This is a genomic window from Roseomonas marmotae (genome assembly GCF_017654485.1).
Taxonomy (GTDB): Bacteria; Pseudomonadota; Alphaproteobacteria; order Acetobacterales; family Acetobacteraceae; genus Pseudoroseomonas; species Pseudoroseomonas marmotae.
Genome location: NZ_CP061091.1, coordinates 3449706 through 3473418, shown reverse-complemented (window position 1 = coordinate 3473418; position 23713 = coordinate 3449706). Strand labels below are relative to the sequence as shown.

The following is a 23713-nucleotide window of genomic DNA, read 5'->3' as shown; positions in this document are numbered from 1 at the left end:
TTATGCGGGAGGCCCATATCGTCCCACAACACCCATCGGGAGGTTCGGATCATGGTCACGCGCAAACTCGCCACCGTGTTCGGCGGGGCCGGCTTCATCGGCCGGCAGGTGGTGCAGCGGCTGGCACGGCTGGACTATGTGGTGCGCGTGGTCGGCCGGAACCCGGATGCGATGCGCGTGCTGATGACGGCGGGCAAGGTGGGGCAGGTGGTGCCGCTGGCCGCCGACCTGCACCAGGATGCCGCCCTGGCCCGCGCGGTGGCCGAGGCCGATGTGGTGGTCAACCTGGTCGGCATCCTGGCCGAGCGGAAGCGAGGCGATTTCCGCCGGCTGCAGGGAGAGCTGCCAGGGCGGATCGGCCAGGCCGCCGCCGCCGCCGGGGTCTGGCGCATGGTGCATGTCTCCGCCATTGGCGCCGACCCGGACAGCCCCAGCGAATATGCCCGCAGCAAGGCGGCGGGTGAGGCTGCGCTGCGGGCGGCCTTCCCGCGCGCGACCATCCTGCGGCCTTCCATCGTCTTCGGGCCGGACGACCAGTTCTTCAATCGCTTCGCCGCCATGGCGCAGTTGCTGCCCTTCATGCCGGTGATCCGCGGCAGGACTCGCTTCCAGCCCGTCTATGTCGGCGATGTGGCGGATGCCGTGCTGGCGGCCCTGGCCAGCGATGCCGCTGAGGGCCGCACCTATGAACTGGGCGGGCCGCGGGTGGCCAGCTTCCACGAATTGATGGCGCTGGTGCTGGATGCGACGGGCCGTCGCAAGCGGCTGGTGGACATGCCGGACTGGCTGGTGCGGCTGATGGCGCATCTGCCCGGCGGGCCGCTGACCACCGACCAGCTGGCGCAGTTGGGGCGGGACAACGTGGTCTCGGCCGGCGCGCCGGGGCTGCAGGACCTGGGGATCACGCCCAAGGCGATGGAGGCCGTGGTGCCTTCGTATCTCGCCACTTTCCGCAAGGGCGGTGGGCGGCGGAACCCGGCCCTGGATACTAAGTCCGGTTCGGACGTATATCCAGGCGTTCAGCAGAAATGACTTTTCGCGGCCGCAGCAAATTGCGTTTTTTAGGTAAGCTTGCCTGACGTAACGGCGAGAAAATGCTGGAACCACCTGTTTAGCCGTGCTTATCCTGCGGCCGGGCCGTGAAAGCCCGCCCGCTGGACTGGCTCGCCCTGCCGCCCGCCCTGCCGGACCCTGAACAGAACTGATTTTTCTGCCTGCCCCCGGGAGCCTTCGCCATGGCCGAACGCATGCTGCAATTCGTGCGCCTGTCCCAACAGACGCCGGACAAGCGCGGCGCGGCCGAGCGACGCACTGATTTCGGCGAGATCTATCACCGCTTCACGACTGAGCGGGCCAGCGCCCAGGCCAGCCGCTGCAGCCAGTGCGGCGTGCCCTTCTGCTCCGTGCATTGCCCGCTGAACAATAACATCCCGGACTGGCTGAAGCTGACCGCCGAGGGGCGGCTGGAAGAAGCCTACGAGGTCGCGGCCGCCACCAACACCTTCCCGGAGATCTGCGGCCGCGTCTGCCCGCAGGACCGTCTCTGCGAAGGCAACTGCGTCATCGAGAAGGGCTTCGAGAGCGTCACCATCGGCGCGGTGGAGCGCTACATCACCGACACCGCCTGGGACATGGGCTGGGTGAAGCCGCCGACGCCGGCGCGGGAGGTCGATCATTCCGTCGGCATCATCGGCGCCGGCCCGGCGGGGCTGGCGGCGGCCGAGCGGCTGCGGCTGCGCGGCTGGAAGGTCACGGTCTATGACCGGTATGACCGCGTCGGCGGGCTGATGATCTACGGCATCCCCAACTTCAAGCTGGAGAAGGAGGTGGTGCTGCGCCGGCAGGCCCAGTACGAGCAGGGCGGCATCCGCTTCGTGTTGAACTGCCGTGTCGGCCAGGACATCACGCTGGAGCAGTTGCGGGCGAAGCATGACGCCGTGCTGATCGCCACCGGCGTCTACAAGGCCCGTGACATCGGCGTCGCGGGTGCCGATCTCGGCGGCGTCGTGCCGGCGCTGGACTACCTGACCGCCTCCAACCGCGAGGGGCTGGGCGACGATGTGCCGGAATTCGCCAGCGGCGCGCTGAACGCGGCGGGCAAGAAGGTGGTGGTGATCGGCGGCGGCGATACCGCCATGGACTGCGTCCGCACCGCCATCCGCCAGGGCGCCACCGACGTCACCTGCCTCTACCGCCGCGACAAGGCCAATATGCCGGGCTCGATGCGCGAGGTGGCCAATGCCGAGGAGGAGGGCGTGCGCTTCGCCTGGCTCTCGGCGCCCGAGGGCTTCCTTGGCGAGGCCGGCCAGGTGACGGGCGTGCGCGCCGTGAAGATGCATCTGGGCCTGCCGGATGCCACCGGCCGCCAGCAGGTGGAGCGCATCCCCGGCAGCGAGTTCACCGAGCCCGCCGATCTCGTCATCAAGGCCCTGGGCTTCGACCCCGAAGACCTGCCGGCGATGTTCGACGAGCCGGCGCTGGCCGTCTCCCGCTGGGGCACGGTGCGGGTGGACCGCCGCACCATGATGACGAACCTGCCGGGTGTCTTCGCCGCCGGCGATATCGTGCGCGGCGCTTCCCTGGTGGTCTGGGGCATCCGCGATGGGCGCGATGTGGCGGACCAGATCGAGAAATACGTGACGGGGCGTCCCGTGACCCACGCCCTGGCGGCCGAGTAAGAGGGGAAAGCGCCATGACCGAAGTGAATGAATCCGGCGCGGCCTTCGCCGAGCGCTTCACCCGCAACGCCGCGCTGCTGAGCGGCGCCGCGCATATCGATGTGACCGAGCATGATGCCTGCGGCGTCGGGCTGGTCGCGGCACTGGATGGCAGGCCGCGCCGCGACGTGGTGCAGGCCGGCATCGACGCGCTGAAGGCGGTCTGGCACCGCGGCGCCGTGGATGCCGACGGCAAGACGGGCGACGGCGCCGGCATCCATATCGAGATCCCGCAGGACTTCTTCGCGGAGGTGGTGGAGCGCGGCGGTGACCGGTTGCGCCCGGGGCGCATCGCCGTCGGCATGATCTTCATGCCCAAGACCGACCTGGGCGCGCAGGAGCGCTGCCGCCAGATCGTCGAGACCGAGATCCTGAATGCCGGCTACAATATCTATGGCTGGCGGCAGGTGCCGATCGATGTCTCCTGCATCGGTGAGAAGGCCAATGCGACCCGGCCCGAGATCGAGCAGATCCTGATCTGGGACCCCGAGCAGCGCGATGCCGCGACCTGCGAGCGGGACATGTACGTCATCCGCCGCCGGATCGAGAAGCAGGCCATCATGGCCCAGGTGCCGGAACTGTATCTGTGCAGCCTCTCCGGCCGCTCGGTCATCTACAAGGGCATGTTCCTGGCGGAGAACCTGACGGACTTCTACCCGGACCTGAAGGACGAGCGCTTCGTCAGCCGCTTCGCCATCTATCACCAACGCTATTCCACCAATACCTTCCCGACCTGGCGCCTGGCCCAGCCCTTCCGGATGCTGGCCCATAATGGCGAGATCAACACCGTCCACGGCAACATCAACTGGATGAAGAGCCACGAGACGCGGCTCTCCCATCCGCTGCTCGACCCCTTCATGGAGGATATCAAGCCGGTGGTGCAGGCGGGCGGCTCCGATACCGCCACGCTGGACAACGTCTTCGAGCTGCTGGTGCGTGGCGGCCGCGACGCACCGATGGCCAAGGCGATGCTGATCCCCGAGAGCATCGGCAGCAATGCCACCATGCCACGGGAGCACCAGGACCTCTTCCTCTACTGCAATGCGGTGATGGAGCCCTGGGACGGGCCGGCGGCGATCGCGGCCACCGATGGCCGCTGGGCGGTGGCGGGGCTGGACCGCAACGGGTTGCGCCCGATGCGCTACACCATCACCTCCGACAAGTTGCTGATCGTCGGCTCCGAGACGGGCATGGTGAAGCTGCGCGAGGATGAGATCCTGGCCAAGGGGCGCCTTGGCCCGGGGCAGAGCATCGCCGTGGACCTGGACAACCAGCGCTTCCTGGATGCCGAGCAGGTCAAGGACATGCTTGCCGCGCGCAAGCCCTTCGGCGACTGGGTGCGCCGCACCACCAAGATCGACGGCATCGTCCGCAACGACGTGGACGAGACGCCGCTGCTGGACAGCGAGGCGCTGCGGCGCCGCCAGCGCGCCATGGGCTATACCATGGAGGATCTGGAGACCATCCTGCACCCGATGGTGGAAGAGGCGCAGGAGCCGGTGGGCTCGATGGGCGACGATACGCCCGTGGCCGTGCTCTCCCAGCACTACCGGGGCCTGCACCACTTCTTCCGCCAGATGTTCGCGCAGGTGACCAACCCGCCGATCGACAGCCTGCGCGAGACGCGGGTGATGACGATCAAGACGCGCCTCGGCAATCTCGGCAATATCCTCGACGAGGATCCGAGCCAGTGCGACATGCTGCAGCTGGAAAGCCCGGTCCTGTCGAATGCCGAATTCGCGGCGATGCGCGACTACATGGGCACGACCGCCTGCACGGTGGACTGCACCTTCCCCGTGGAGGAGGGCGAGGCCGGGCTGCGCCGCGCCATCGAGCGCATCCGGCATGAGGCGGAGGAGGGCGTGCGCTCCGGCTGCGCCCATGTGATCCTGACCGACGAGGCGACCAGCGCCGAGCGGGCGGTGATCCCGATGATCCTGGCCGTCGGCGCGGTGCATACGCATCTCGTCAAGAATTCGCTCCGCACCTTCACCAGCCTGAATGTGCGCGTCGCCGAATGCGTCGACGTCCATTACTTCGCCGTGCTGATCGGCGCGGGCGCCACCACCGTGAATGCCTATCTGGCGCAGGAGAGCATCGCCGACCGGCATCGCCGCGGCCTCTTCGGCCAGATGTCGCTGCGGGATTGCGTCGCGCGCTATCGCAAGGCGGTCGATAAGGGCCTGCTGAAGACGATGTCCAAGATGGGCATCTCCGTCCTGTCCTCCTATCGCGGCGGCATGAATTTCGAGGCCATCGGGCTCTCGCGCGCGCTGGTGGCGGAGTTCTTCCCGGGCACGCAGTCCCGCATCTCCGGCATCGGCCTCTCCGGCATCGCCCGCCGCGTGCTGGCGATGCATAGCAAGGGCTGGGGCGCGGATTCCACCGTGCTGCCGGTGGGCGGCCTCTACAAGCTGCGCCGGCGTGGCGAGGCGCATGCCTTCGATGCCAGCCTGATCCATCTGCTGCAACATGCGGTGGAGACGGACAGCTACCAGACCTTCAAGCGCTATTCCGACGCGGTGCGCCGCCTGCCGCCGGTGGCGCTGCGCGACCTGCTGGACTTCCGCATGGAAGGACGCGCGCCCATCGCGATCGAGGAGGTCGAGAGCATCACCGAGATCCGCAAGCGCCTGATCGCGCCCGGCATCTCGCTCGGTGCCCTGAGCCCCGAGGCGCATGAGACGCTGTCGATCGCCATGAACCGCATCGGAGCACGCTCCGACAGCGGCGAGGGCGGTGAGGACCCGGAGCGCGCGCGCCCGCGCGCCAATGGCGACAACGCCAATTCCGCCATCAAGCAGATCGCCTCGGGCCGCTTCGGCGTCACCGCCGAATACCTGAACAACTGCCGTGAGATCGAGATCAAGGTCGCCCAGGGCGCCAAGCCGGGCGAGGGCGGGCAGCTTCCCGGCTTCAAGGTCACCGGCCTGATCGCCAAGCTGCGGCACGCGACGCCGGGGGTGATGCTGATCTCGCCGCCGCCGCATCACGACATCTATTCGATCGAGGATCTGGCGCAGCTCATCTATGACCTGAAGCAGATCAATCCGGATGCCACCGTCTGCGTGAAGCTGGTCTCGCGCTCCGGCATCGGCACCATCGCGGCGGGTGTCGCGAAGGCCAAGGCGGATGCCATCCTGGTCTCCGGCCATAATGGCGGCACGGGCGCCTCGCCGGTCTCTTCCATCAAGTATGCGGGCCTGCCCTGGGAGATGGGGCTCTCCGAATCCCACCAGGTGCTGCTGCTGAACCGGCTGCGCCACCGCATCAAGCTCCGCACCGATGGCGGCCTCAAGACCGGCCGGGACGTGGTGATGGCGGCCATGCTGGGCGCCGAGGAATTCGGCATCGGCACGGCGTCGCTGGTAGCCATGGGCTGCATCATGGTACGGCAGTGCCACAGCAATACCTGCCCCGTCGGCGTCTGCTCGCAGGACGAGGATCTGCGCAAGAAGTTCACCGGCACGCCGGAGAAGGTCATCAACCTCTTCTCCTTCGTCGCCGAGGAGGTGCGCGAGATCCTTGCCGAACTCGGCTTCCGCAAACTGGAGGATATCATCGGCCGCACCGACCTGCTGAAGCAGGTCTCTCGCGGCGCGGAGGATCTGGACGACCTCGACCTCAACCCGCTGCTGGTTCAGGCGGATGCCGGTCCCTTCGCGCGCCACTGCACGCTGGAGGGCCGCAACGAGGTGCCGGAGACGCTGGATGCCGACATGATCCGCGATGCCTCCTCGCTCTTCGAGCGGGGCGAGAAGATGCAGCTCGCCTACAACATCCGGAACACGCACCGCGCCATCGGCACCAAGATCAGCAGCAAGATCACCCGCAAGTTCGGCATGAGCGGGCTGCAGCCCGGCCACCTGACGGTGCGGCTGCGCGGCTCCGCCGGCCAGTCGCTCGGTGCCTTCGCGGTGCGCGGGCTGAAGCTGGAAGTGCTGGGCGACGCCAACGATTATGTGGGCAAGGGCCTCTCCGGCGGCACCATCGTGGTGCGGCCGGCGCCTTCCTCGCCGCTGGTCTGGAACGAGAACGCCATCATCGGCAATACCTGCCTCTATGGCGCGACGGCGGGCGAGCTCTTCGCGGCGGGCCAGGCGGGCGAGCGCTTCGCCGTCCGCAACTCCGGCGCCACCACGGTGGTGGAGGGCTGCGGTTCCAACGGCTGCGAGTACATGACGGGCGGCATCGCCGTCATTCTGGGCAGCGTGGGCGACAACTTCGGTGCCGGCTTCACCGGTGGCCAGGCCTTCGTCTACGACGCCGAGGGCACCTTCGAGCGCCGCGTCAACCCGGACACGCTGCTGTGGCGCCGCCTCTCCTCCGCGCATTGGGAAGGCGTGCTGCGGGAGCTGGTGGCGCGGCACGCGGCCGAGACGGGCTCCCGCCTCGCGGCGCGGCTGCTGAACGACTGGCATGTGGCGCGCGACCACTTCTGGCATGTGGTGCCGAAGGAATATGCGCGCTACCTGCCGCAGCCCATGGAAGAGCTGGCTCTGGCGGCTGAATAAGTCCGAGCGGGATCGTAACAATCCCCGCGAATACTCACGATGACGTGAGGATCAACTAGGCGAGGGGCGGCGCTCATGCGATAAGCGCCGCCCTTCCTGTCTCTTCCGGCACACCGCATGCGCATCCTCTACCATCTGCCCCTGTCCCCTTATGCCCGGAAGGTCCGTCTGGCGCTGAATGAGAAGCGCATTCCTTTCGAGCTGCGGCTGGAGCGGGTGTGGGAGCGGCGCGAGGAGTTCCTGGAGATGAACCCCGCCGGCACCGTGCCCGTGCTGGCGGAGGAGAACGGGCTGGTCCTGGCCGACAGCTATGCTGTCTGCGAGTATCTGGACGAAGCCTATCCCGAGATACCGCTGCTGGGCCGCACGCTGGGCGAGCGCGCCGAGGTGCGCCGGCTGGTCGCCTGGTTCGACGGGAAATTCGCCCGTGAGGTGACCGTCAACCTCTACTACGAGAAGCAGATGAAGCGCCTGCTGGGCCGCGGCAACCCGGATGCGGCGGCGCTGCGCGCGGGCTATGCCAACCTCAAGCCGCACCTGGATTACCTGGGCTGGCTGGCCGAGACCCGGCTCTGGCTGGCGGGCAACTTCCTCTCCCTGGCCGATCTGACGGCGGCGGCGCATCTCTCGGTGCTGGACTATATCGGCGATGTTGACTGGGGGATGAACGACGCGGCGAAGGACTGGTACGCCCGCATCAAGTCGCGCCCGGGCTTCCGGCCGCTGCTGGCGGACCGTGTCAGCGGCGTGAACCCGCCGCCGCACTACGCCGACCTGGATTTCTGAAGGATCAGCGCCGGCGAGGGCCGGCCTCGTTCAGCGCCAGGTTCTGCCGCGCCAGATCAGCCGCCGCGCTGTCGGGCGCCGAATCCAGCACGCGCCGCCAGTCGGCGCGGGCACCCGCGGTATCGCCCTGCAACTGCTTCAGGATGCCGCGCTCAAGCAGGGCTTCCGGGTGTTCGGGGTCGCGGGACAGGGCGGCCTCCACGTCGCTCATCGCCTCGCCTACCCGGTCCAGGTGCCGCAGGGCGGCGGCGCGGAAGACCAGGGTATCCGTCCGCCCGGGTTCCAGCTTCAGCGCGTGGTTCAGGTCCAGCAGCGCCTCGCCGTAGCGGTTGAGGCTGGCGGCGGCCAGGGCCCGGTCCACCAGCAGCGCCGGGTCTTCCGGCGAGAGGGTCAGGGCCAGGGTGCTGGCGGCATAGGCGCGGCCCGGCTGGCCGGCCATGGTCCAGGCCTGCACGGCCTGGGCATAAACCGCTGCCCGCGCCACCCGCCCCGCCTTGGATTCGGAGGCGAGCCGCTCCAGCCGCCCGGCGGCGCGTTCCGGCTCCCCCAGCGCCAGCATGGCCAGGGCGGTGCAATGGCGCGCGCCCTCGCCGCCACCATGCTGCTCCCAGGCCTCGGCCATGGAGAGGGCATCCTCCGGCTCGCTCCGCAGCAGGGCCAGGCAGGTGTCGTATTCCGGGCTGTCAGTCAGGCGCGGTGGCTCGGGCGGCAGGGGCAGGCCGGCATCCTCTGGGACGGTGGGCTGTGGCGCGGCGGCGGCTTCGGGCGGCGCGGCCGGCGGGATTTCTGCGGCTTCCGTCGGGGTGGTGGAGTGAAGCCAGAACAGCGTACCGGCCGTGGTCATGCTGAGCAGGGCGGCGAAGGACATGCCCAGGGCCATTCGGCGCCAGGGTGACTGCGTGTTGGCTCGCATCCGGCCAGTCTAGCGAGGTGCCGCGATCCGCGCCACATGGACCCGATGACAGCCAGAATGCTCATCCTCGGCCTGGGTTATGCCGGCCAGCACATCGCCATGGAGGCGCTGCGGGCCGGATTCACGGTGGCGGCCACGGTCCGCGAGCCCGCAGGGCGCGCCGTGCCGCCGGGCGTGGCGCTGCTGCGCTTCAGCGAGGCAGGGCCCGCGATCGCCGAGGCCACGCATCTCGTGGCGACGGCCGCGCCGGAGGAGGCGGGGGACCCGGTGCTGGCCACCCATGCCGCCGCCATCGCCGGGGCTCCGGCACTGCGCTGGGCCGGCTATTTCTCCACCACCGGGGTCTATGGCGACCGGGGCGGCGGCTGGGTGGACGAAGCCACGCCCCCGGCCCCGGGGCAGGAACGCTCCCGCCGCCGGCTGGTGGCCGAGCAGGCCTGGGCGGCGGCCTTGGGCGGGCGGGTGGCGCTGGATCTCTTCCGCACCGCCGGCATCTACGGCCCCGGCCGCAGCGCGCTGGATGAGGTGCGGAGCGGCCGGGCGCGGCGCGTCATCAAACCCGGCCACAGCTTCAGCCGCATCCATGTGGAGGATATCGCCCGCGCGGTGGTGGCCGCCGCCACTGGGAGGCATGACGCCGGCGCCCCCCGCGTGCTGCACCTGGCCGATGATGAGCCGGCGGAAAGTGCGGCGGTGATCGGGGAAGCCGCGCGCCTGCTGGGCCTGCCACCGCCGCCGGCCGTGCCCTTCGAGCAGGCCTGGGCGGCGATGTCCCCCATGGGGCGCGGCTTCTGGGCGGAGAACCGCAGGGTCTCCTCCGCCGCGACCCGGGCGGCGCTGGGGCTAGGCTGGCGCTATCCCGGCTACCGCGCCGGCCTCGCCGCCATTCACCGTGCCGAGCAGCTCCAGCAGGGTCGCCTCTAGCAGCGCGAGGTCCTGCGGGCGGGAGAGGCGGTGGTCGCCGTCCTTCACCAGGACGATCCGCAGGTCCTCTGCGCCCAGATGAGTGGCGAGGTCCGTGGCGGTCTGCCAGGGGACCTCGACATCGCGCATGCCCTGCAGCAGCCGCACCGGGCCGGCGAAGGGCAGGGGCTCGCCGAAGATGGACTGCGACCGCCCATCCCGCAGCAGTTTGGCGGTGATGGGCACGGGCGGGCCATAGGGGCTGGGCTGGTAGATGACGCCAACCCGCGCCAGTTCGGCGCGCTGGGCCTCGTCCAGGCCCGGCTCCATCAGCCGGCTGGTGAAATCCGGGGCGGCGGCGATGCCCAGCAGCGCCCGCACCCGTGCCCCCCAGCGCCGCGCCAGCAGCAGCGCGATCCAGCCACCCATGGAGGAGCCCACCAGCACCAGCGGCCCCGGCGCGCGGGCCTCGATGACGCGGGCAGCATCCTCGGCCCAGATGCCGATGCTGCCCTCCTCGAACACGCCGCCGCTGGCGCCATGGCCGGAATAGTCGAGCCGCAGGAAAGGCAGACCCCGTGCCGCGCAGGCATCGCGCAGCGCCAGGGCCTTGCTGCCCTCCATGTCAGAGCGGAAGCCGCCGAGGAAGACCACGGTCGGGCCGCCACTGCCGCCGGGCAGCGCGGCCCAGGCCAGTTCCACGCCATCGCCCCGGTCCAGCCGGCCCTTCTGCTCGGTGCTCATGCGCGCGGCAGCCCCCGCTGGCGCAGATTGGCCATCAGCGCGCCGATGCCGAAGCGCCAGGGCGGGCAGAGGTCGGTGCGCTCCACCGTGTTGCAGAGCGCGCCCAGCCGCTCGCTGGCGATATGCACGACATCGCCATACCTGTGGGTAAAGCCCATGCCGGCCTCGCCCCGGTCCTGCGCAGGCGAGAAGGGCGTGCCGAGGAAGAGCGCCGCGCCGTCGGGATACTGGTGGTGCGGGCCGATCATCTGCGCCACCAGCTCCGTCGGGTCGCGGCTGATGGCGCCGACCTTGCCGGATTCGGAGAGGCGGAAACCGTCCGTGCCCTCGATGGTCAGGGTGGTCTCGGCCTGGCGGATATCCTCCAGCGTGAAGCCCTCGTCGAAGAGGCGGATGGCCGGGCCGATGGCGCAGGCGGCGTTATTGTCCTTGGCGCGGCCCAGCAGCAGGGCGGAGCGGCCCTCCACGTCGCGCAGGTTCACGTCATTGCCCAGCGCGGCGCCGAGGATGCGACCCTGTGCATCCACCGCCAGCACCACCTCGGGCTCCGGGTTGTTCCAGGCGCTGTCCGGATGCACGCCGATTCTGGCGCCGGAGCCGACGGAGGAGAGCGGCTGGCCCTTGGTAAAAACCTCGGCATCCGGGCCGATGCCGACTTCCAGATACTGGCTCCACCAGCCGCGCGCGACGAGGTTCTGCTTCAGCGCCATGGCCTCGGGGCTGCCGGGGCGGAGATTCGCCAGATCATCGCCGATGATGCCGCGCACCTCCGCCCTTATGGCCTCGGCCTGGCTGGCATCGCCCCGGCAACGCTCCTCGATCACCCGCTCCAGCATACTGCGGACATAGGTGACGCCGCAGGCCTTCAGTGCCTGCAGGTCGAAGGGGGAGAGGAGGCTGCCGTCGGAGAGCAGCGCGGGCACGTCCAGCGCCAGCCTCTCGCCCCGCGCGGTGATGGTGGCGACGGGGTCGGAATCGTTCAGCCAGGCGCTGACGGTGCCGAAGGCGGGCGTCATGTCGAAGGCCGTGCCGCGCGCCAGGGCGATGGCCATGGGCCCATCCTGTCCCTGGATACGGAGGGCGAAATGGCCCTCCCGCCAGTCCTGCGGCAATGCGGTGTCGAGCGGCATCGGCGGCGTTCCCCGTTCAAGGTTTGCCTCTGTGGTAGCGCGATCCGATGACGCTTGCCATCCGGGGGTTTCGGATGAAAGCATGGCTGCCTGCAAGACCCGCGGAAGTCGGGCGCAGGGAGGACGGTAAGCATGTTCAAGATCACGCGCCGCGGCGCGTTGCAGGGGGCTGCCGGCCTCCTGGCGATGCCTGCCCTGGTGGAGCGGGCCAATGCCCAATCCGCTTTCGACTGGAAGCAGGCGAAGGGGGAGCGGCTTGAGGTCAGCCTGACCTCCAGCCCGCGTTCCGCCATCCTGATCCAGAACCAGAAGGAATTCGAGGAGCTGACCGGTATCCGCGTCGGTGCCGAGCATATTCCCGAGCAGCAGCATCGCCAGAAATTCGCCATCGAATTTTCCACTGGCAAGCCGTCCTTCGATGTGGTCGGCATCAGCCTGCATGTGAACAAGCGGCAGGTCGGCCGGGCGAAATGGTGCGCCGACCTCCGGCCCTATCTGAACGATGCCAGCCTGACGGCGCCCGATTTCGACTTCGCCGATTTCAGCCAGGGCGCGGTGGCCTATTCCACCCAGGCCGATGGGCGCATGGATACGCTGCCCGAGTTCGGCGATCCCTGGATCATGTACTACAACAAGGACCTGCTGGCGGCGAAGAACATCGCCGTGCCCAAGACCTTCGACGAATTGTACACGGCGGCCAAGGCGCTGAACGACCCGTCGAAGCAGGTCTATGGCTTTGTCGGGCGCGGGCTTCGCAATGCCAATGTGGTGCTCTGGACCTCCTTCCTGCTGGGCACCCAGCAGCGGGATACCATCGACGCCAATATGAAGCTGATCACCGACACGCCCGACGCGGTCTGGGCGGCGGAGATGTATCAGAAGATGATGCGCGAATGCGCGCCGCCGGGCTCGATCGGCTTCAACTGGAACGAGTGCCAGACCAGCTTCATGCAGGGGCGCGCCGCCTTCTGGATCGACGGCCCCGGCTTCGCCGCGCCGCTGGAGGACCCGAAGCGCTCCCGCGTCGCGGGCAAGACCGGCTATGCCGTGGCGCCGGCCGGCCCGGCGAATCACCATGGCGCGCTCTTCGGCAATGGCTTCGGCATCAGCGAGGCCAGCGCGCCCGCGCGCAAGAAGGCCGCCTGGCTCTACCTGCAATGGGCATCGGGCAAGGCCAACCAGTTGCGCTATCTCTCCAGCGGTGCCGGCGCCCCGGCGCGGCAGAGCGCCTTCCGCAATGAGGAAGCGATCCGCAACAGCACCTTCCCCGCGCAGTATTTCTCCACGCTGGGGGAGGCGCTGCGTATCGCCCGCCCCGGCCTGCCGGAGATCGTGCCGGTGACGGAATTCCGCGACACCATCGGCGCGGGGCTGACCAACATGATCGGCGGCGCCGATCCCGCCACTGAGTTGCGCAAGGCGACCGAAGCCTTCCGCCCGGTGCTGGAACAGTCCGAGAAGGCGAGCTGAGACGGCTTTGGCGGGGCGGACCATTCGCCCCGCCGGGAGATTTCCGCATGTCCAAGACCTTGCGCCGCGCGACCGCGCGGAAGGGGGGCTGATGTCAGGCAAGGCCGCGACCCTGGCGCCGGCGGGCGCCGTCACCGCGCCACGCCGACGCAACTATGCCCGCCGCTACTGGATGTTCATCGTTCCGGCGGGCGTGGTGGTGCTGGGCGTAATCCTGTTCCCCTGGATCTTCACGCTGTTCATGTCGGCGCATGAATGGAAGATCGGCGGCGGCCATAGCTATGTGGGGCTGGACAACTACCGCAAGCTCTTCACCGACGAGCGTTTCCTCTGGTCCATCCTGCGCACGCTCTACTTCACCGCGCTGGCGGTGGTGCTTCCCATGGTCCTGGGCGTTATCGCGGCGCTGGTCTTCAACCGCCGCTTCCCGCTGCGCGGGCTGGCGCGCACCATCTTCATCCTGCCGATGATGGCCACGCCCGTCGCCGTCGCGCTGGTCTGGACCATGATGTTCCACCCGCAGCTCGGCGTGCTGAACTGGCTTCTCTCGCAGTTCGGCATCCCGCCGAGCATGTGGGTCTATGACGCCCGCACCGTCATACCGACGCTGGTGATGGTGGAGGTCTGGCACTGGACGCCGCTGGTGATGCTGATCGTGCTGGGCGGATTGGCTTCCCTGCCGCTCGACCCCTATGAGGCCGCGCGGATCGACGGGGCCAGCCCCTGGCAGTCCTTCCGCCACATCACCCTGCCGCTGCTGGCGCCCTTCATCGTGGTCGCGCTGATCATCCGCACCATCGACGCGCTGAAGGCCTTCGACACCATCTACGTCATCACCCAGGGCGGGCCGGGCACCAGCAGCGAGACGATCAACATCTTTCTCTATCTGCAGGGCTTCGCGTACTACAACATGGGCTATGCCAGCGCGGTGGTGGTGGTCTTCTTCTCGATGATCGTCGGCCTCGCCTCCCTGCTGCTCTGGACGCGCGGGAGGGTGAAGGCATGAGGCGCTTCCTCGACAGGCTGGGGCTGGCTTTCGCGGTAGTGGTGCTGGTCTCGCCGGCCATCCTGGTCTTCCTCTGGATGATCTCGCTCTCCCTGAAGACCGAGCTGGACAATACGGCCTATCCCCCGGTCTTCATCCCCAACCCGCCGGTCTGGGACAATTTCATCAGCGTCTTCGAGAACAACAACTTCCTGCTCTACACCTGGAATTCCATCCTCGTCTCCTTCAGCGCCACGGGGCTGGCGCTGCTGATCGGCGTGCCGGCGGGCTATGGCATCGCCAAGATGCAGGCGACGCGCGCGGCCATGCTGATCCTGATCGCGCGCATCACGCCGGGCCTCTCCTACCTCATCCCGCTGTTCCTGCTGTTCCAGTGGCTGGGGCTGACGGGCACGCTGCTGCCCATCGTCGTCACCCATCTCGTCATCACCGTGCCCATCGTGGTCTGGGTGATGATCGGCTTCTTCGAGGGGCTGCCGGGGGAGCTTGAGGAAGCGGCGCTGGTGGATGGCGCGACCATCTGGCAGGCCTTCCGCCATGTCGCCCTCCCGCTGGCCCTGCCGGGCATCACGGTGGCGACCATCCTCTCCTTCATCTTCTCCTGGAACAATTTCATCTTCGCCATGGTGCTGGCGGGGCGGGAGACGCGGACGCTGCCGGTCGCCGTCAACAACATGCTGACCTTCGAGCAGATCTCCTGGGGTCCGCTGGCGGCGGCGGCGCTGATGGTGACGCTGCCGGTGCTGCTGCTGACGCTGCTGGCGCAGAAGCAGATCATCGCCGGGCTGACGGCGGGCGGCGTGAAGGGCGGCTGAACGGGCCTGCCGGGCTGACTTTTCGGGGCGGGGAGGGTAAGCGGGCGCGCATGTCCGATCTTCGCCCCGCCGTGCTTCAGGTGCTGCCCGCGCTCAATGCCGGTGGCGTGGAGCGTGGCACGCTGGAAATCGCCGAGGCTCTGGCCCAGGCCGGCTTCCGCCCCTTCGTCGCCTCGGCCGGCGGCCGCATGGTGGCGGAACTGGAGGCGCGGGGCGGCCGCCACGTCACCCTGCCCCTGGACCGCAAGTCGCCCGGCGCCCTGCTGGGGCAGGCCGGCGCGCTGGCGCAGCTGATCCGGGCGGAGGGCATCGGCATCGTCCATGCCCGCAGCCGCTTTCCTGCCTGGGCGACGCTGATGGCGGCACGGCGCGCGGGGGCGCATTTCGTCACCACCTATCACGGCGCCTATAACGAGGGCTTCCCGGGCAAACGGCTCTACAATTCCGTCATGGCGCGGGGCGAGCGCGTCATCGCCATCAGCCAGTTCATCGCCGGGCTGATTCGCGAGCGCCATGGCACCGATGCCCGGCGCATCCGCGTCATCCCGCGCGGGGTGGATGTGGCGCGTTTCGACCCGGATGCCGTGCCGGAGGCGCGTGTGCATGCGCTGCGGGCCGCCTGGGGCGTGCCGGAGGGGCGGCCGGTGCTGCTGCTGCCGGGGCGCATCACGCGCTGGAAGGGGCAGGGGGTGCTGTTGCAGGCGCTGGCCAGCCTGCCGGCGCCACGGCCCTTCGCGCTGCTGGTGGGGGATGAGGGACGCGGAGGCTATGCGGCCGAGCTGCGGCAGCAGATCGCGGCGCTGGGGCTGGAAGGCGATGCCGCCATGCCCGGCCATTGCGACGACCTGCCCGCCGCCTTCCTGCTGGCCGATCTGGCGCTGCATTGCTCCACCGATGCCGAGGCCTTCGGCCGCACCATCGTCGAGGCCCAGGCCATGTGCCGCCCCGTCATCGCCTCCGACCTCGGCGCGCCGCGGGAGACGGTGCTGGAAGGCGAGACCGGCTGGCGCACCCCGCCCGGGGATGCCGCGGCCCTGGCCGGCGCCATCGCCCGCGCCCTGGCCATGCCGGCGGAGGAGCGCGCGCGCATTGGCGCACAGGGGCGCGCGATGGTGCTGGAGCACTACACGACCGCCGCCATGCAGCGCGCCACCCTCTCCGTCTATCGGGAATTGCTGTGAACGAGCGCATCCTCGTCATCAAGCTGGCCGCGCTGGGCGATGTGGTGCAGGCCTTCGGGCCTTTCGCCGCCATCCGGGCGCATCATCCCGGCGCGCGCATCACCCTGCTGACCACGAAGCCCTTCGCGCCGCTGCTGCGCCGCGCGCCCTGGTTCGACGAGGTCTGGGATGACGGGCGGCCCGACTGGTCCGACCTGCGCGCGGTGGCGCGGCTGGCCTGGCGGCTGCGGCGGGCCGGCTTCACGCGGGTCTATGACCTCCAGACCTCCAGCCGCTCCTCCCGCTATCGCTGGTTCACCGGCGGTGCGGAATGGTCGGGGGCGGAGAGCCACCGGCGGCTGAACCCGGACCGCGACCGGATGCATACGGTGGAGCGGCAGCGGGAGCAGCTGACCATCGCCGGCATCCGCGACTTCCCGCTACCGGCGCTGGACTGGCTGGACGACCCGCTGGAAGGCTTTGATCTTCCGCCGCGCTTCGTGCTGCTGATCCCCGGCGCCTCGCCCACGCGGCCGGGCAAGCGCTGGCCGGCGGCGCGTTTCGCGGAACTGGCAGCGCGGCTGGACGCGCCGCCGGTCGTGCTGGGCGGACCGGCCGAGACGCCGCTGGCGGCCGAGATCCTCCATGTCCGCCCGGATGGGCTGGACCTGACCGGCCGCACCAGCCTGGCGCAGATCGGCGCCCTGGCGCGGCGGGCGGAGGCCGCCATCGGCAACGACACCGGCCCCACGCATCTGGTGGCCGCTGCCGGCTGCCCGACCCTGGCCGTCTTCGGGGAGGAGAGCGACCCCGCCCTCTGCGCCCCGCGCGGGCCGGCGGCGGCCTGGGTAAGGCAGGCGCCGCTGGAGGAGCTGGGCGTGGAGCAGGTGCTGGCCGGCCTGGCGGCGCTGCGGCGGTAAGCCTCTCAGGCCGCCGGCATGGTCCTCAGGCCGGCACCGGCACGCGCTGCGCCAGGGGGTCCAGCAGCCGCTCGATCCCCAGCGGCTCATCCCATTTCAGGCGGATGGTCAGCACCTTCACCCGGCTGCGGAAGGCGGGGGGGATGCGGACGAAATCCTTGGCGGTGGTGATGGGGACGGCGCGCAGCCGCTCGGCCTCGGCCAGCAATTCGCGCAGGTCGCCGGCATCGAAGGGGTAATGGTCGGCATAGGGCATGCGCCCCGCCACCACCGCGCCGACTTCCTGCAGGCTGTTGAAGAACTTGCGGGGATTGGCGATGCCGCAGAAGGCGAAGACCGGTTGCCCGGCCAGCAGCTCGGCCTCCGGCCCCGGCACCAACCGGGCCCGCAGCACCGGCAGGTGGGGTGGCAGCTGCTCCGCCACGCCGCTCTCATCCTCACCGATCAGCACGGCGGCCTGGCAGCGCGCGGCGGCGGCGGCCACGGGCTCGCGCAGCGGGCCGGCGGGGATGATGCGGCCGTTGCCGAAGCCGAAATTGCCGTCCACCACCAGCAGGGACAGGTCCTTGACCAGCCCCGGATTCTGCAGCCCGTCATCCATGACGATGGCCTGGGCGCCACCGGCCACGGCGGCGCGTCCGCCGGCCTCGCGGTTGCCGGCGACCCAGGTGGGGCGGCTGCTGGCCAGCAGCAGGGCCTCGTCCCCCACCGCCTTGCTGTTGTGCTTGTCGAGGTCCACCAGCACGGGGCCCTTGAGCGTGCCGCCATAGCCGCGCGTCAGGAAATGCGTGGACACGCCACGGTTGGAGAGGCGCTGACCGATATCGAGCGAGACAGTGGTCTTGCCGGCACCACCCGCCGTGGCATTGCCGCAGCAGATGACCGGCACCGGTGCCTGCCAGCCGGGCCGCGCCACGCGGCGGGCCGTCGCGGCGGCATAGAGGGCGGCGAATGGCGAGAGCAGCAAGGGCGCGATTCCCCCGCTGCCCCCGCTCCAGAAGTCGGGGGCACGCATCAGCCCTGAACCCGTCCTTTCTCGTCTAGACCACTGCCCGAACCCTTGGCGGAAATGCCAGGGCCGGAAGGCAGCAAAGCCAGGATCGCCTCTGCCAGGGCACCCGGCAGATGGGCGGCATTATCGGCGATCTTCGCCGCGGCGCGTGTCATCGTGGAGGCACGCTCCGGATTCGTTAGCACGTCCTGAATGTTTTCTGCCAGCGTTCTGGCATTCTCCACCCGGAGCGCCCCACCGGCGGCCAGCAGCGCATCCGCCACCTCGCGGAAATGCTCGGTATGCGGGCCGAAGAGCACGGGGCAGCCGAGGCGGGCCGGCTCCAGCGGATTATGCCCGCCTTTCGGCACCAGGGAACCGCCGACCAGCGCCACCCCGGCCAGGCGGAAGAACAGCCCCAGCTCGCCCAGGGTATCGGCCACATAGACCTCCACGCCCGGCTCCGGCCGGCCGCCCTCTGCGCGGCGGGAGACGGAGAGCGGCGGCGTTCCCTGCGCGGCCAGAGCCGCCACCTCGGCGCCCCGGTCGGGATGGCGGGGGGCGATGACGGTCAGCAGGCCCGGCAGGCGCGGGGCCAGGGCACGATGGGCGGCCAGCGCCGGCTCATCCTCGCCGGGATGGGTGCTGGCGGCCAGAAAGACCGGGCGCTGGCCGATCAGCGCCCGCAGCCGTTCCAGCTCCGCCGCATCCGCCGGCAGCGGCGCGGCGGCGGCCTTCAGGTTGCCCCAGCAGGCCGCGCCTTCCGCGCCCAGGTCGCGCAGCCGCGCGGCGTCGTCCTCGCTCTGCGCCACCACCAGGGCGAAGCGGGCCAGCAGGTCCCGCGCCAGCCCCGGCGCCCAGCGCCGCCATAGCGCGGCCGAGCGGGGGGAGATACGGGCATTGATCATGGCCGCCGGGATGCCGCGCTTGGAGAGGGCATAGGTGCGGTTGGGCCAGAGTTCGCTCTCGGCGATGGCGACCGCATCGGGGCGCCAGCCATCCAGGAAGCGCGCGATCCAGCCCGGCACGTCCAGCGGCGCGAAGCGGTGGATGACGCGCGCCGCCACGGCGGGCGGCAGCCGCTGCTCCAGCAGCCCGGCGGCGGTGACGGTGCCGGTGGTCACCAGCAGGTGCAATCCGGGACGCTGCTCCAGCAGCGTCTCCATCAACGGCAGCAGGGAGAGGCTTTCCCCCACGCTGGCGGCATGCAGCCAGATCAGCGGACCATCCGGCCGCTCGGCGCCGAAGCCCTGCCGCTCCCGCAGGCGCTCGGGCGATTCCTTGCCGCGCGCGGCGCGGTAGCGCAGCAGCGGCGGCAGCAGAGGTGCGGTGGCGCCGCCGGCCAGCCGGGTCAGCCGGCAGCGCCAGCTCATGCGCCCGACCGCCCGGCGGTCCAGGCATCGGCGCGGTCGCAGGCCTCGGTCAGCGCCTGGCCGATGCGGGCGACGGCGGCGCTATCGGCTTCGGCGACGGCGATGGCGGGGCCGCAGACCAGCACGCCCCGGGTGAAGGGCAGGGGCAGCATCATGCGGTCCCAGCTGGGCAGCAGGCGGTGGCACCGGGTGGCGGCGGCGGTGGGCAGCACCGGCACGCGCGCCAGCGCGGCCAGCTGCGCCACGCCCTCGGCCGCCTGCCGGCGCGGGCCGCGCGGTCCGTCGGGGGTGATGGCCACCGGGCTGCCGGAGCGCAGCACCCGCAGCAGCGCACGCAGCGCCGAGGCCCCCCCGCGCGAGGTGGAGCCGTGGATCATCACCAGCCGGAAGCGGGAGACGATATCGCCGATGAAGCGCCCGTCGCGGTGGCGGGAGACCAGCACATGCGGCTGCCATTTGGCGGTGCCGGGGTAGCGCGCATGCACCATGGTCCAGAGCATGGGCATCATCGGCAGGCGTTCATGCCAGAAGGCGACGATATAGGGGGCGCCCTGCCGCGAATCCGGAAGATTCTCCTCGCCCAGCAGGGTCCAGCGGGTGGTGCGGTAGCAGAACGCCAGATAACTCCCGATGAGCCCCGCCAGCAGGGACTGCGTCCTGGGATGCCGGATCAGTGAACGGAACATGGGGCTTGCGTCATGGCGAGCGCGCCCTAGCACGGCTCGCCCCTCAGCGAAACCAAGTGCTCGCCCAGGCTTGATCGGGGCTGGCGCGCGGTGCCCTGGCGTCTAGTGTGCGTCGCGACATGAAAAGCCGCATACCTCCCCACTCCGCCACACCGCCGGACCTGCTGCGGAAAGGGCGTGACTACCTGTTCTGCTATCTGCTGGGGGGGCTGGGCGGCGGATTGTTCTTCTGGCTGCATAGCCCGCTGCCCTGGCTGCTGGGCGCCCTGGTCTTCGTCGCCACCGCGCGGCTGGCGGGGGCGCCGGTGATGGCCAGCCGGCCGCTCCGCAACGGCGCCATGCTGCTGCTGGGCTGTGCGCTGGGCCTGTTCTTCACGCCGCATGCCTCGGAACACATCGCCCGGCACGGACTGCTGGTGCTGGGGGCGGCGCTGGTGACTCTGGCCATCGGCATAGCGCTGGCGCCCCTGCTGGCGCGGCTGGCGCGGCTGGACCGGGCCAGCGCCCTCTTCGGCTCCATCCCCGGTGGCGTGGCGGAGATGAGCCTGCTGGGCGAATCCTATGGCGCGCGTCCCAGCGCGGTGGCGGTGGTGCAGCTGCTGCGGGTGGTGGGCGTGGTGGTGATGGTGCCCACCAGCTTCATGCTGCTGGGCGTGCAGGGGCAGTTCGCCGGGGCGCTGGCGGCGGTGACACAGGGCTTCTCGCCCGGCGGCTTCGTGCTGCTGATGGGCGCCGGGGCGCTGGCGGCCCTGGTGCTGGGACGGATCGGGGTGCGGAACTTCTGGCTGCTGGGCGGGCTGCTGGTCAGCGCCGGGCTGACCATGACGGGCTATAATTTATCCGGCGTCCCGATGGCCCTGACGGCGGCGGGGCAGATCGCGCTGGGCGCGCATCTGGGCGTGCAGTTCGAGCGAGCGACCTTCCTGGGTGGCGGGCGGATGCTGTCAGGCGCCCTGGTGCATGTGGCGCTGCTGACGGGAATCTGTGCCGTGCTGGGGGTGGCGCTGGGCCTCGGCTTCGGGCTGGACCCCGCAACCATGGTGCTGGCCACCGCCCCCGGCGGCGTGGCGGAGATGTCCCTCACGGCCAAGATCCTGCTGCTGGAGGTGCCGGTGGTCGTGGCCTTCCACCTCGTGCGGATCTTCATGGTGGCGGTGCTGGTGCAGCCGGTCAGCATCGTGCTGCGCCGCCGGGGGATGCTCTGACCCCGACCGCCGCGCCCAGGCAACGGGAAGCCGGCCGCGGGGTCACGCATCCCGGGCCTGGGCCAGCAGCCAGTCTCTGAAGGCCGCCATGGCGGCACTCTCCCGTCGGGATTTCAGCCGGGTCAGCCAGTAGTCCCCGAGTGTGACCCCGGCCGGAAAGGGCTGCGCCAGCCGCCCCAGGCGCAGGTCGCGCCCGAACATCCGCACCGGCAGCAGTGCGACACCCACGCCCTGCACCGCCGCCTCGGCCATGGTCAGCGAGGAATCGAAGACGAAGCCGCGCACCGCCGGGGCGGGCAGTTCCACCGTGGCGAACCAGCGGTCCCATTCATCGACACGGTAGGAGCGCAGCAGCACCTCCCGCAGCAGATCGGCGGGCTGGCGCAGGCGCGCGGCCAGTTCCGGCGCGCAGAGCGGAGAGAGGGGCGCGGAGAAAAGCCGCGTGGCCTCCGTGCCATGCCAGGCGCCATCGCCGAAGCGCAGGGCGAAATCCAGCCCCTCGCCGGCCAGGTCGACGCGGTTGTTGTTGGTCATCAGGCGCAGGTCCACGAAGGGATGCGCGGCACGGAAATCCGGCAGGCGCGGCAGCAGCCAGCCGGTGACGAAGGTGCCGACGGCGCCAATGGTCAGCACCTCCCGCAGGCGCCCGCCCTCGAAGCGGTCCAGCGTGCCGGCGATGCGGCGGAAGGCATCGGTCAGGACCGGCAGCAGGGCCTCTCCCTCCTCGGTCAGGGCAAGGCCGCGCGGCAGGCGGCGGAAGAGAGGCACGCCCAAGATTTCCTCAAGCGCCTTCACCTGATGGCTCACCGCCGCCTGGGTGACGCGCAGCTCCAGCCCCGCGCGGGTGAAGCTCAGATGGCGGGCCGCGGCCTCGAAGGCACGCAGGGCATTGAGGGGCAGGTGGGAGAGGGACATGCCTACGCATTAGTTTTTCTAGGCCGACTTGCGAAGGATGATCGTTTGTCCCCATGCCCTGGGCCGCGCAGTTTCCCCCTGTTGAGAGGGAGACCAGGCATGATCGGCAGGCGGCAATGGATGGGCGGCGCGGCGCTGGCGCTGGGCGGCTGGGGGATGGGCGCGGGGCTGGCGCGGGCCGGCGCGCGGGAGGATTTCGGCGCCCTGCCGGAAGCCTTCGCCCGGATCGAGGCGGCACATGGCGGGCGGCTGGGCGTGGCGGTGCTGGACACCGGCAGCGGTCGCCGGGCAGGACACCGGCAGGATGAGCGCTTCCCCATGACCAGCACCTTCAAGATGCTGGCGGCGGGCGCCGTGCTGGCGCGGGTGGATGCGGGGCAGGAGAGGCTGGAGCGGCGCATCCGCTTCGCGCGCGAGGATCTCGTGACCTATTCCCCCGCCACGGAGAAGCATGCGGGGCGGGACGGCATGACCCTGGCGGAGATCGCCGGGGCGGCGGTGACGCTGAGCGACAATACCGCGGGGAATCTGCTGCTGGATGTCCTCGGCGGCCCGGCGGGGCTGACGGCCTGGGCGCGCGGGCAGGGCGATGAGGTGACCCGGCTGGACCGGATGGAGACCGCGCTGAACGAAGGCCGCCCCGGCGATGCGCGCGACACCACCAGCCCCGCCGCCATGCTGGGGCACCTCCAGGGCCTGACGCTGGGACAGGGGCTTTCCGATTCCTCCCGCGCGCTGCTGCGGGGCTGGATGCGGGCCAGCCGTACTGGCGACGCATGCCTGAAGGCGCGGTTGCCGCAGGGCTGGCTTGTGGAGGACAAGACCGGCTCTGGCGGGCATGGCACCCGCAACGATGTCGGGCTGCTCTGGCCGCCCGGCGGTGGCGCGCCGGTACTGGTGGCGGCCTACCTGACCAGCAGCCCGGCCGATGCCGCCACGCGCGACGCCACCCTGGCCGATGTCGGCGCGGTGGTGGTGGCGGCCTGGAAGGGCTGAGGCCGGAGCCTCAGCCCGGCCGCCAGGCCCGGTGATAGGGATGGCCGGTGCGGATGGCCTGGGCGCGGTAGAGCTGTTCCGCCAGCAGCCCGCGCACCAGGAAATGCGGCCAGGTCAGCCGGCCCAGTGAGAGCCGGTATTCCGCCCGCGCCAGCACCGAGGGGTCCAGCCCCTCGGCGCCGCCGATCAGGAAGGCGAGCTGACGCCCGCTTTCCTCCCATTTCGCGCTGAGCGCCGCCAGTTCCTCGCTGTCCGGGGTGGCGCCGCCCAGGTCCATGGCGACGGCCAGCGCGCCCTCAGGCAGCGCCGCCAGCAGGGCGGCGCCCTCCCGGCGGCGGATCTCGGCGGCCGAGCCACGGGCCTCCGGGATCTCCTTCACCGCCAGGGGCGGGCGGAGGCGGGCGTTATGCTGCGCGAAGAGCGCCGCCTCCGGCCCCGGCTTCAGCCGGCCGACGGCCAGCAGCAGCGG

The 23713-nt window shown here is 70.4% G+C and carries 20 protein-coding genes; 12 read left to right on the top strand and 8 right to left on the bottom strand.

Going from position 1 to position 23713, the window contains the following annotated elements; translation table 11 throughout:
• Window positions 1–51 precede the first annotated feature (51 nt).
• The 4 genes from IAI58_RS16405 (at window position 52) to fzlA (ending at window position 8017) form a co-directional block, all read left to right on the top strand.
• Window positions 52–1032 carry a complex I NDUFA9 subunit family protein gene (locus IAI58_RS16405; RefSeq protein WP_207444805.1) on the top strand — a complete coding sequence of 327 codons (981 nt, stop codon included), beginning with the start codon at window positions 52–54 and terminating at the stop codon, window positions 1030–1032.
• 203 nt (window positions 1033–1235) lie between these two features.
• Complete coding sequence (locus IAI58_RS16400; RefSeq protein ID WP_207444806.1) at window positions 1236–2678, top strand: NAD(P)-dependent oxidoreductase; 1443 nt, start codon at window positions 1236–1238, stop codon at window positions 2676–2678.
• 14 nt (window positions 2679–2692) lie between these two features.
• A complete protein-coding gene (gene gltB, locus IAI58_RS16395) occupies window positions 2693–7231 on the top strand; it encodes a glutamate synthase large subunit (RefSeq protein WP_207444807.1) in 4539 nt (1512 codons plus the stop codon).
• Window positions 7232–7348: 117 nt separating this feature from the next.
• Window positions 7349–8017, top strand: a complete 669-nt coding sequence (gene fzlA / locus IAI58_RS16390; RefSeq protein WP_207444808.1) for an FtsZ-binding protein FzlA — start codon at window positions 7349–7351, stop codon at window positions 8015–8017.
• Window positions 8018–8021: 4 nt separating this feature from the next.
• On the opposite strand, the gene IAI58_RS16385 is transcribed toward fzlA, so the two are convergent.
• Entirely contained in the window at window positions 8022–8885 is an 864-nt protein-coding gene (locus tag IAI58_RS16385) for a tetratricopeptide repeat protein (protein WP_237182108.1), read from the bottom strand.
• A gap of 102 nt (window positions 8886–8987) precedes the next feature.
• On the opposite strand from IAI58_RS16385, the gene IAI58_RS16380 reads away from it, so the two are divergent.
• Window positions 8988–9854, top strand: a complete 867-nt coding sequence (locus tag IAI58_RS16380) for a Rossmann-fold NAD(P)-binding domain-containing protein (RefSeq protein ID WP_237182109.1) — start codon at window positions 8988–8990, stop codon at window positions 9852–9854.
• On the opposite strand, the gene IAI58_RS16375 is transcribed toward IAI58_RS16380, so the two are convergent.
• Window positions 9774–10577 carry an alpha/beta hydrolase gene (locus IAI58_RS16375; RefSeq protein WP_207444811.1) on the bottom strand — a complete coding sequence of 268 codons (804 nt, stop codon included), beginning with the start codon at window positions 10575–10577 and terminating at the stop codon, window positions 9774–9776. The genes IAI58_RS16380 and IAI58_RS16375 overlap by 81 nt on opposite strands.
• Complete coding sequence (locus IAI58_RS16370; protein WP_207444812.1) at window positions 10574–11707, bottom strand: fumarylacetoacetate hydrolase family protein; 1134 nt, start codon at window positions 11705–11707, stop codon at window positions 10574–10576. The genes IAI58_RS16375 and IAI58_RS16370 overlap by 4 nt, the downstream gene beginning before the upstream one ends.
• Window positions 11708–11839: 132 nt before the next feature.
• Here IAI58_RS16370 and IAI58_RS16365 point away from each other — a divergent pair, with 132 nt between their 5' ends.
• The 5 genes from IAI58_RS16365 (at window position 11840) to IAI58_RS16345 (ending at window position 17078) form a co-directional block, all read left to right on the top strand.
• Complete coding sequence (locus IAI58_RS16365) at window positions 11840–13177, top strand: ABC transporter substrate-binding protein (RefSeq protein WP_207444813.1); 1338 nt, start codon at window positions 11840–11842, stop codon at window positions 13175–13177.
• Window positions 13178–13268: 91 nt separating this feature from the next.
• On the top strand, window positions 13269–14183 hold the full coding sequence (locus IAI58_RS16360) for a carbohydrate ABC transporter permease (RefSeq protein WP_237182110.1): 915 nt from the start codon (window positions 13269–13271) through the stop codon (window positions 14181–14183).
• Window positions 14180–14998, top strand: a complete 819-nt coding sequence (locus IAI58_RS16355) for a carbohydrate ABC transporter permease (RefSeq protein ID WP_207444814.1) — start codon at window positions 14180–14182, stop codon at window positions 14996–14998. Before IAI58_RS16360 ends, IAI58_RS16355 begins: the two co-directional genes overlap by 4 nt.
• 50 nt (window positions 14999–15048) lie before the next feature.
• Window positions 15049–16179, top strand: a complete 1131-nt coding sequence (locus tag IAI58_RS16350; RefSeq protein WP_207444815.1) for a glycosyltransferase family 4 protein — start codon at window positions 15049–15051, stop codon at window positions 16177–16179.
• Window positions 16176–17078, top strand: coding sequence for a glycosyltransferase family 9 protein (locus IAI58_RS16345; RefSeq protein ID WP_207444816.1), 903 nt, complete (start codon window positions 16176–16178; stop codon window positions 17076–17078). Before IAI58_RS16350 ends, IAI58_RS16345 begins: the two co-directional genes overlap by 4 nt.
• Window positions 17079–17103: 25 nt before the next feature.
• Here IAI58_RS16345 and lpxK read toward each other — a convergent pair whose 3' ends face one another.
• The 3 genes from lpxK to IAI58_RS16330 are packed head-to-tail and all read right to left on the bottom strand — an operon-like array spanning window position 17104 to window position 20128.
• The gene (gene lpxK / locus IAI58_RS16340; RefSeq protein ID WP_207444817.1) at window positions 17104–18093 is read right to left on the bottom strand and encodes a tetraacyldisaccharide 4'-kinase; all 990 of its coding nucleotides are present in this window, start codon (window positions 18091–18093) and stop codon (window positions 17104–17106) included.
• A complete protein-coding gene (locus IAI58_RS16335; protein ID WP_207444818.1) occupies window positions 18093–19442 on the bottom strand; it encodes a 3-deoxy-D-manno-octulosonic acid transferase in 1350 nt (449 codons plus the stop codon). Before IAI58_RS16335 ends, lpxK begins: the two co-directional genes overlap by 1 nt.
• On the bottom strand, window positions 19439–20128 hold the full coding sequence (locus tag IAI58_RS16330; protein WP_207444819.1) for a lysophospholipid acyltransferase family protein: 690 nt from the start codon (window positions 20126–20128) through the stop codon (window positions 19439–19441). Before IAI58_RS16330 ends, IAI58_RS16335 begins: the two co-directional genes overlap by 4 nt.
• 119 nt (window positions 20129–20247) lie before the next feature.
• Here IAI58_RS16330 and IAI58_RS16325 point away from each other — a divergent pair, with 119 nt between their 5' ends.
• A complete protein-coding gene (locus tag IAI58_RS16325; RefSeq protein WP_207444820.1) occupies window positions 20248–21333 on the top strand; it encodes an AbrB family transcriptional regulator in 1086 nt (361 codons plus the stop codon).
• Window positions 21334–21375: 42 nt separating this feature from the next.
• Here IAI58_RS16325 and IAI58_RS16320 read toward each other — a convergent pair whose 3' ends face one another.
• Complete coding sequence (locus IAI58_RS16320; RefSeq protein WP_207444821.1) at window positions 21376–22248, bottom strand: LysR family transcriptional regulator; 873 nt, start codon at window positions 22246–22248, stop codon at window positions 21376–21378.
• Between the two features lie 99 nt (window positions 22249–22347).
• On the opposite strand from IAI58_RS16320, the gene bla reads away from it, so the two are divergent.
• Entirely contained in the window at window positions 22348–23244 is an 897-nt protein-coding gene (bla, locus tag IAI58_RS16315) for a class A beta-lactamase (RefSeq protein ID WP_207444822.1), read from the top strand.
• A 10-nt stretch (window positions 23245–23254) separates the two neighbouring features.
• On the opposite strand, the gene IAI58_RS16310 is transcribed toward bla, so the two are convergent.
• A complete protein-coding gene (locus IAI58_RS16310; RefSeq protein ID WP_207444993.1) occupies window positions 23255–23707 on the bottom strand; it encodes a 23S rRNA (pseudouridine(1915)-N(3))-methyltransferase RlmH in 453 nt (150 codons plus the stop codon).
• Window positions 23708–23713 lie beyond the last annotated feature (6 nt).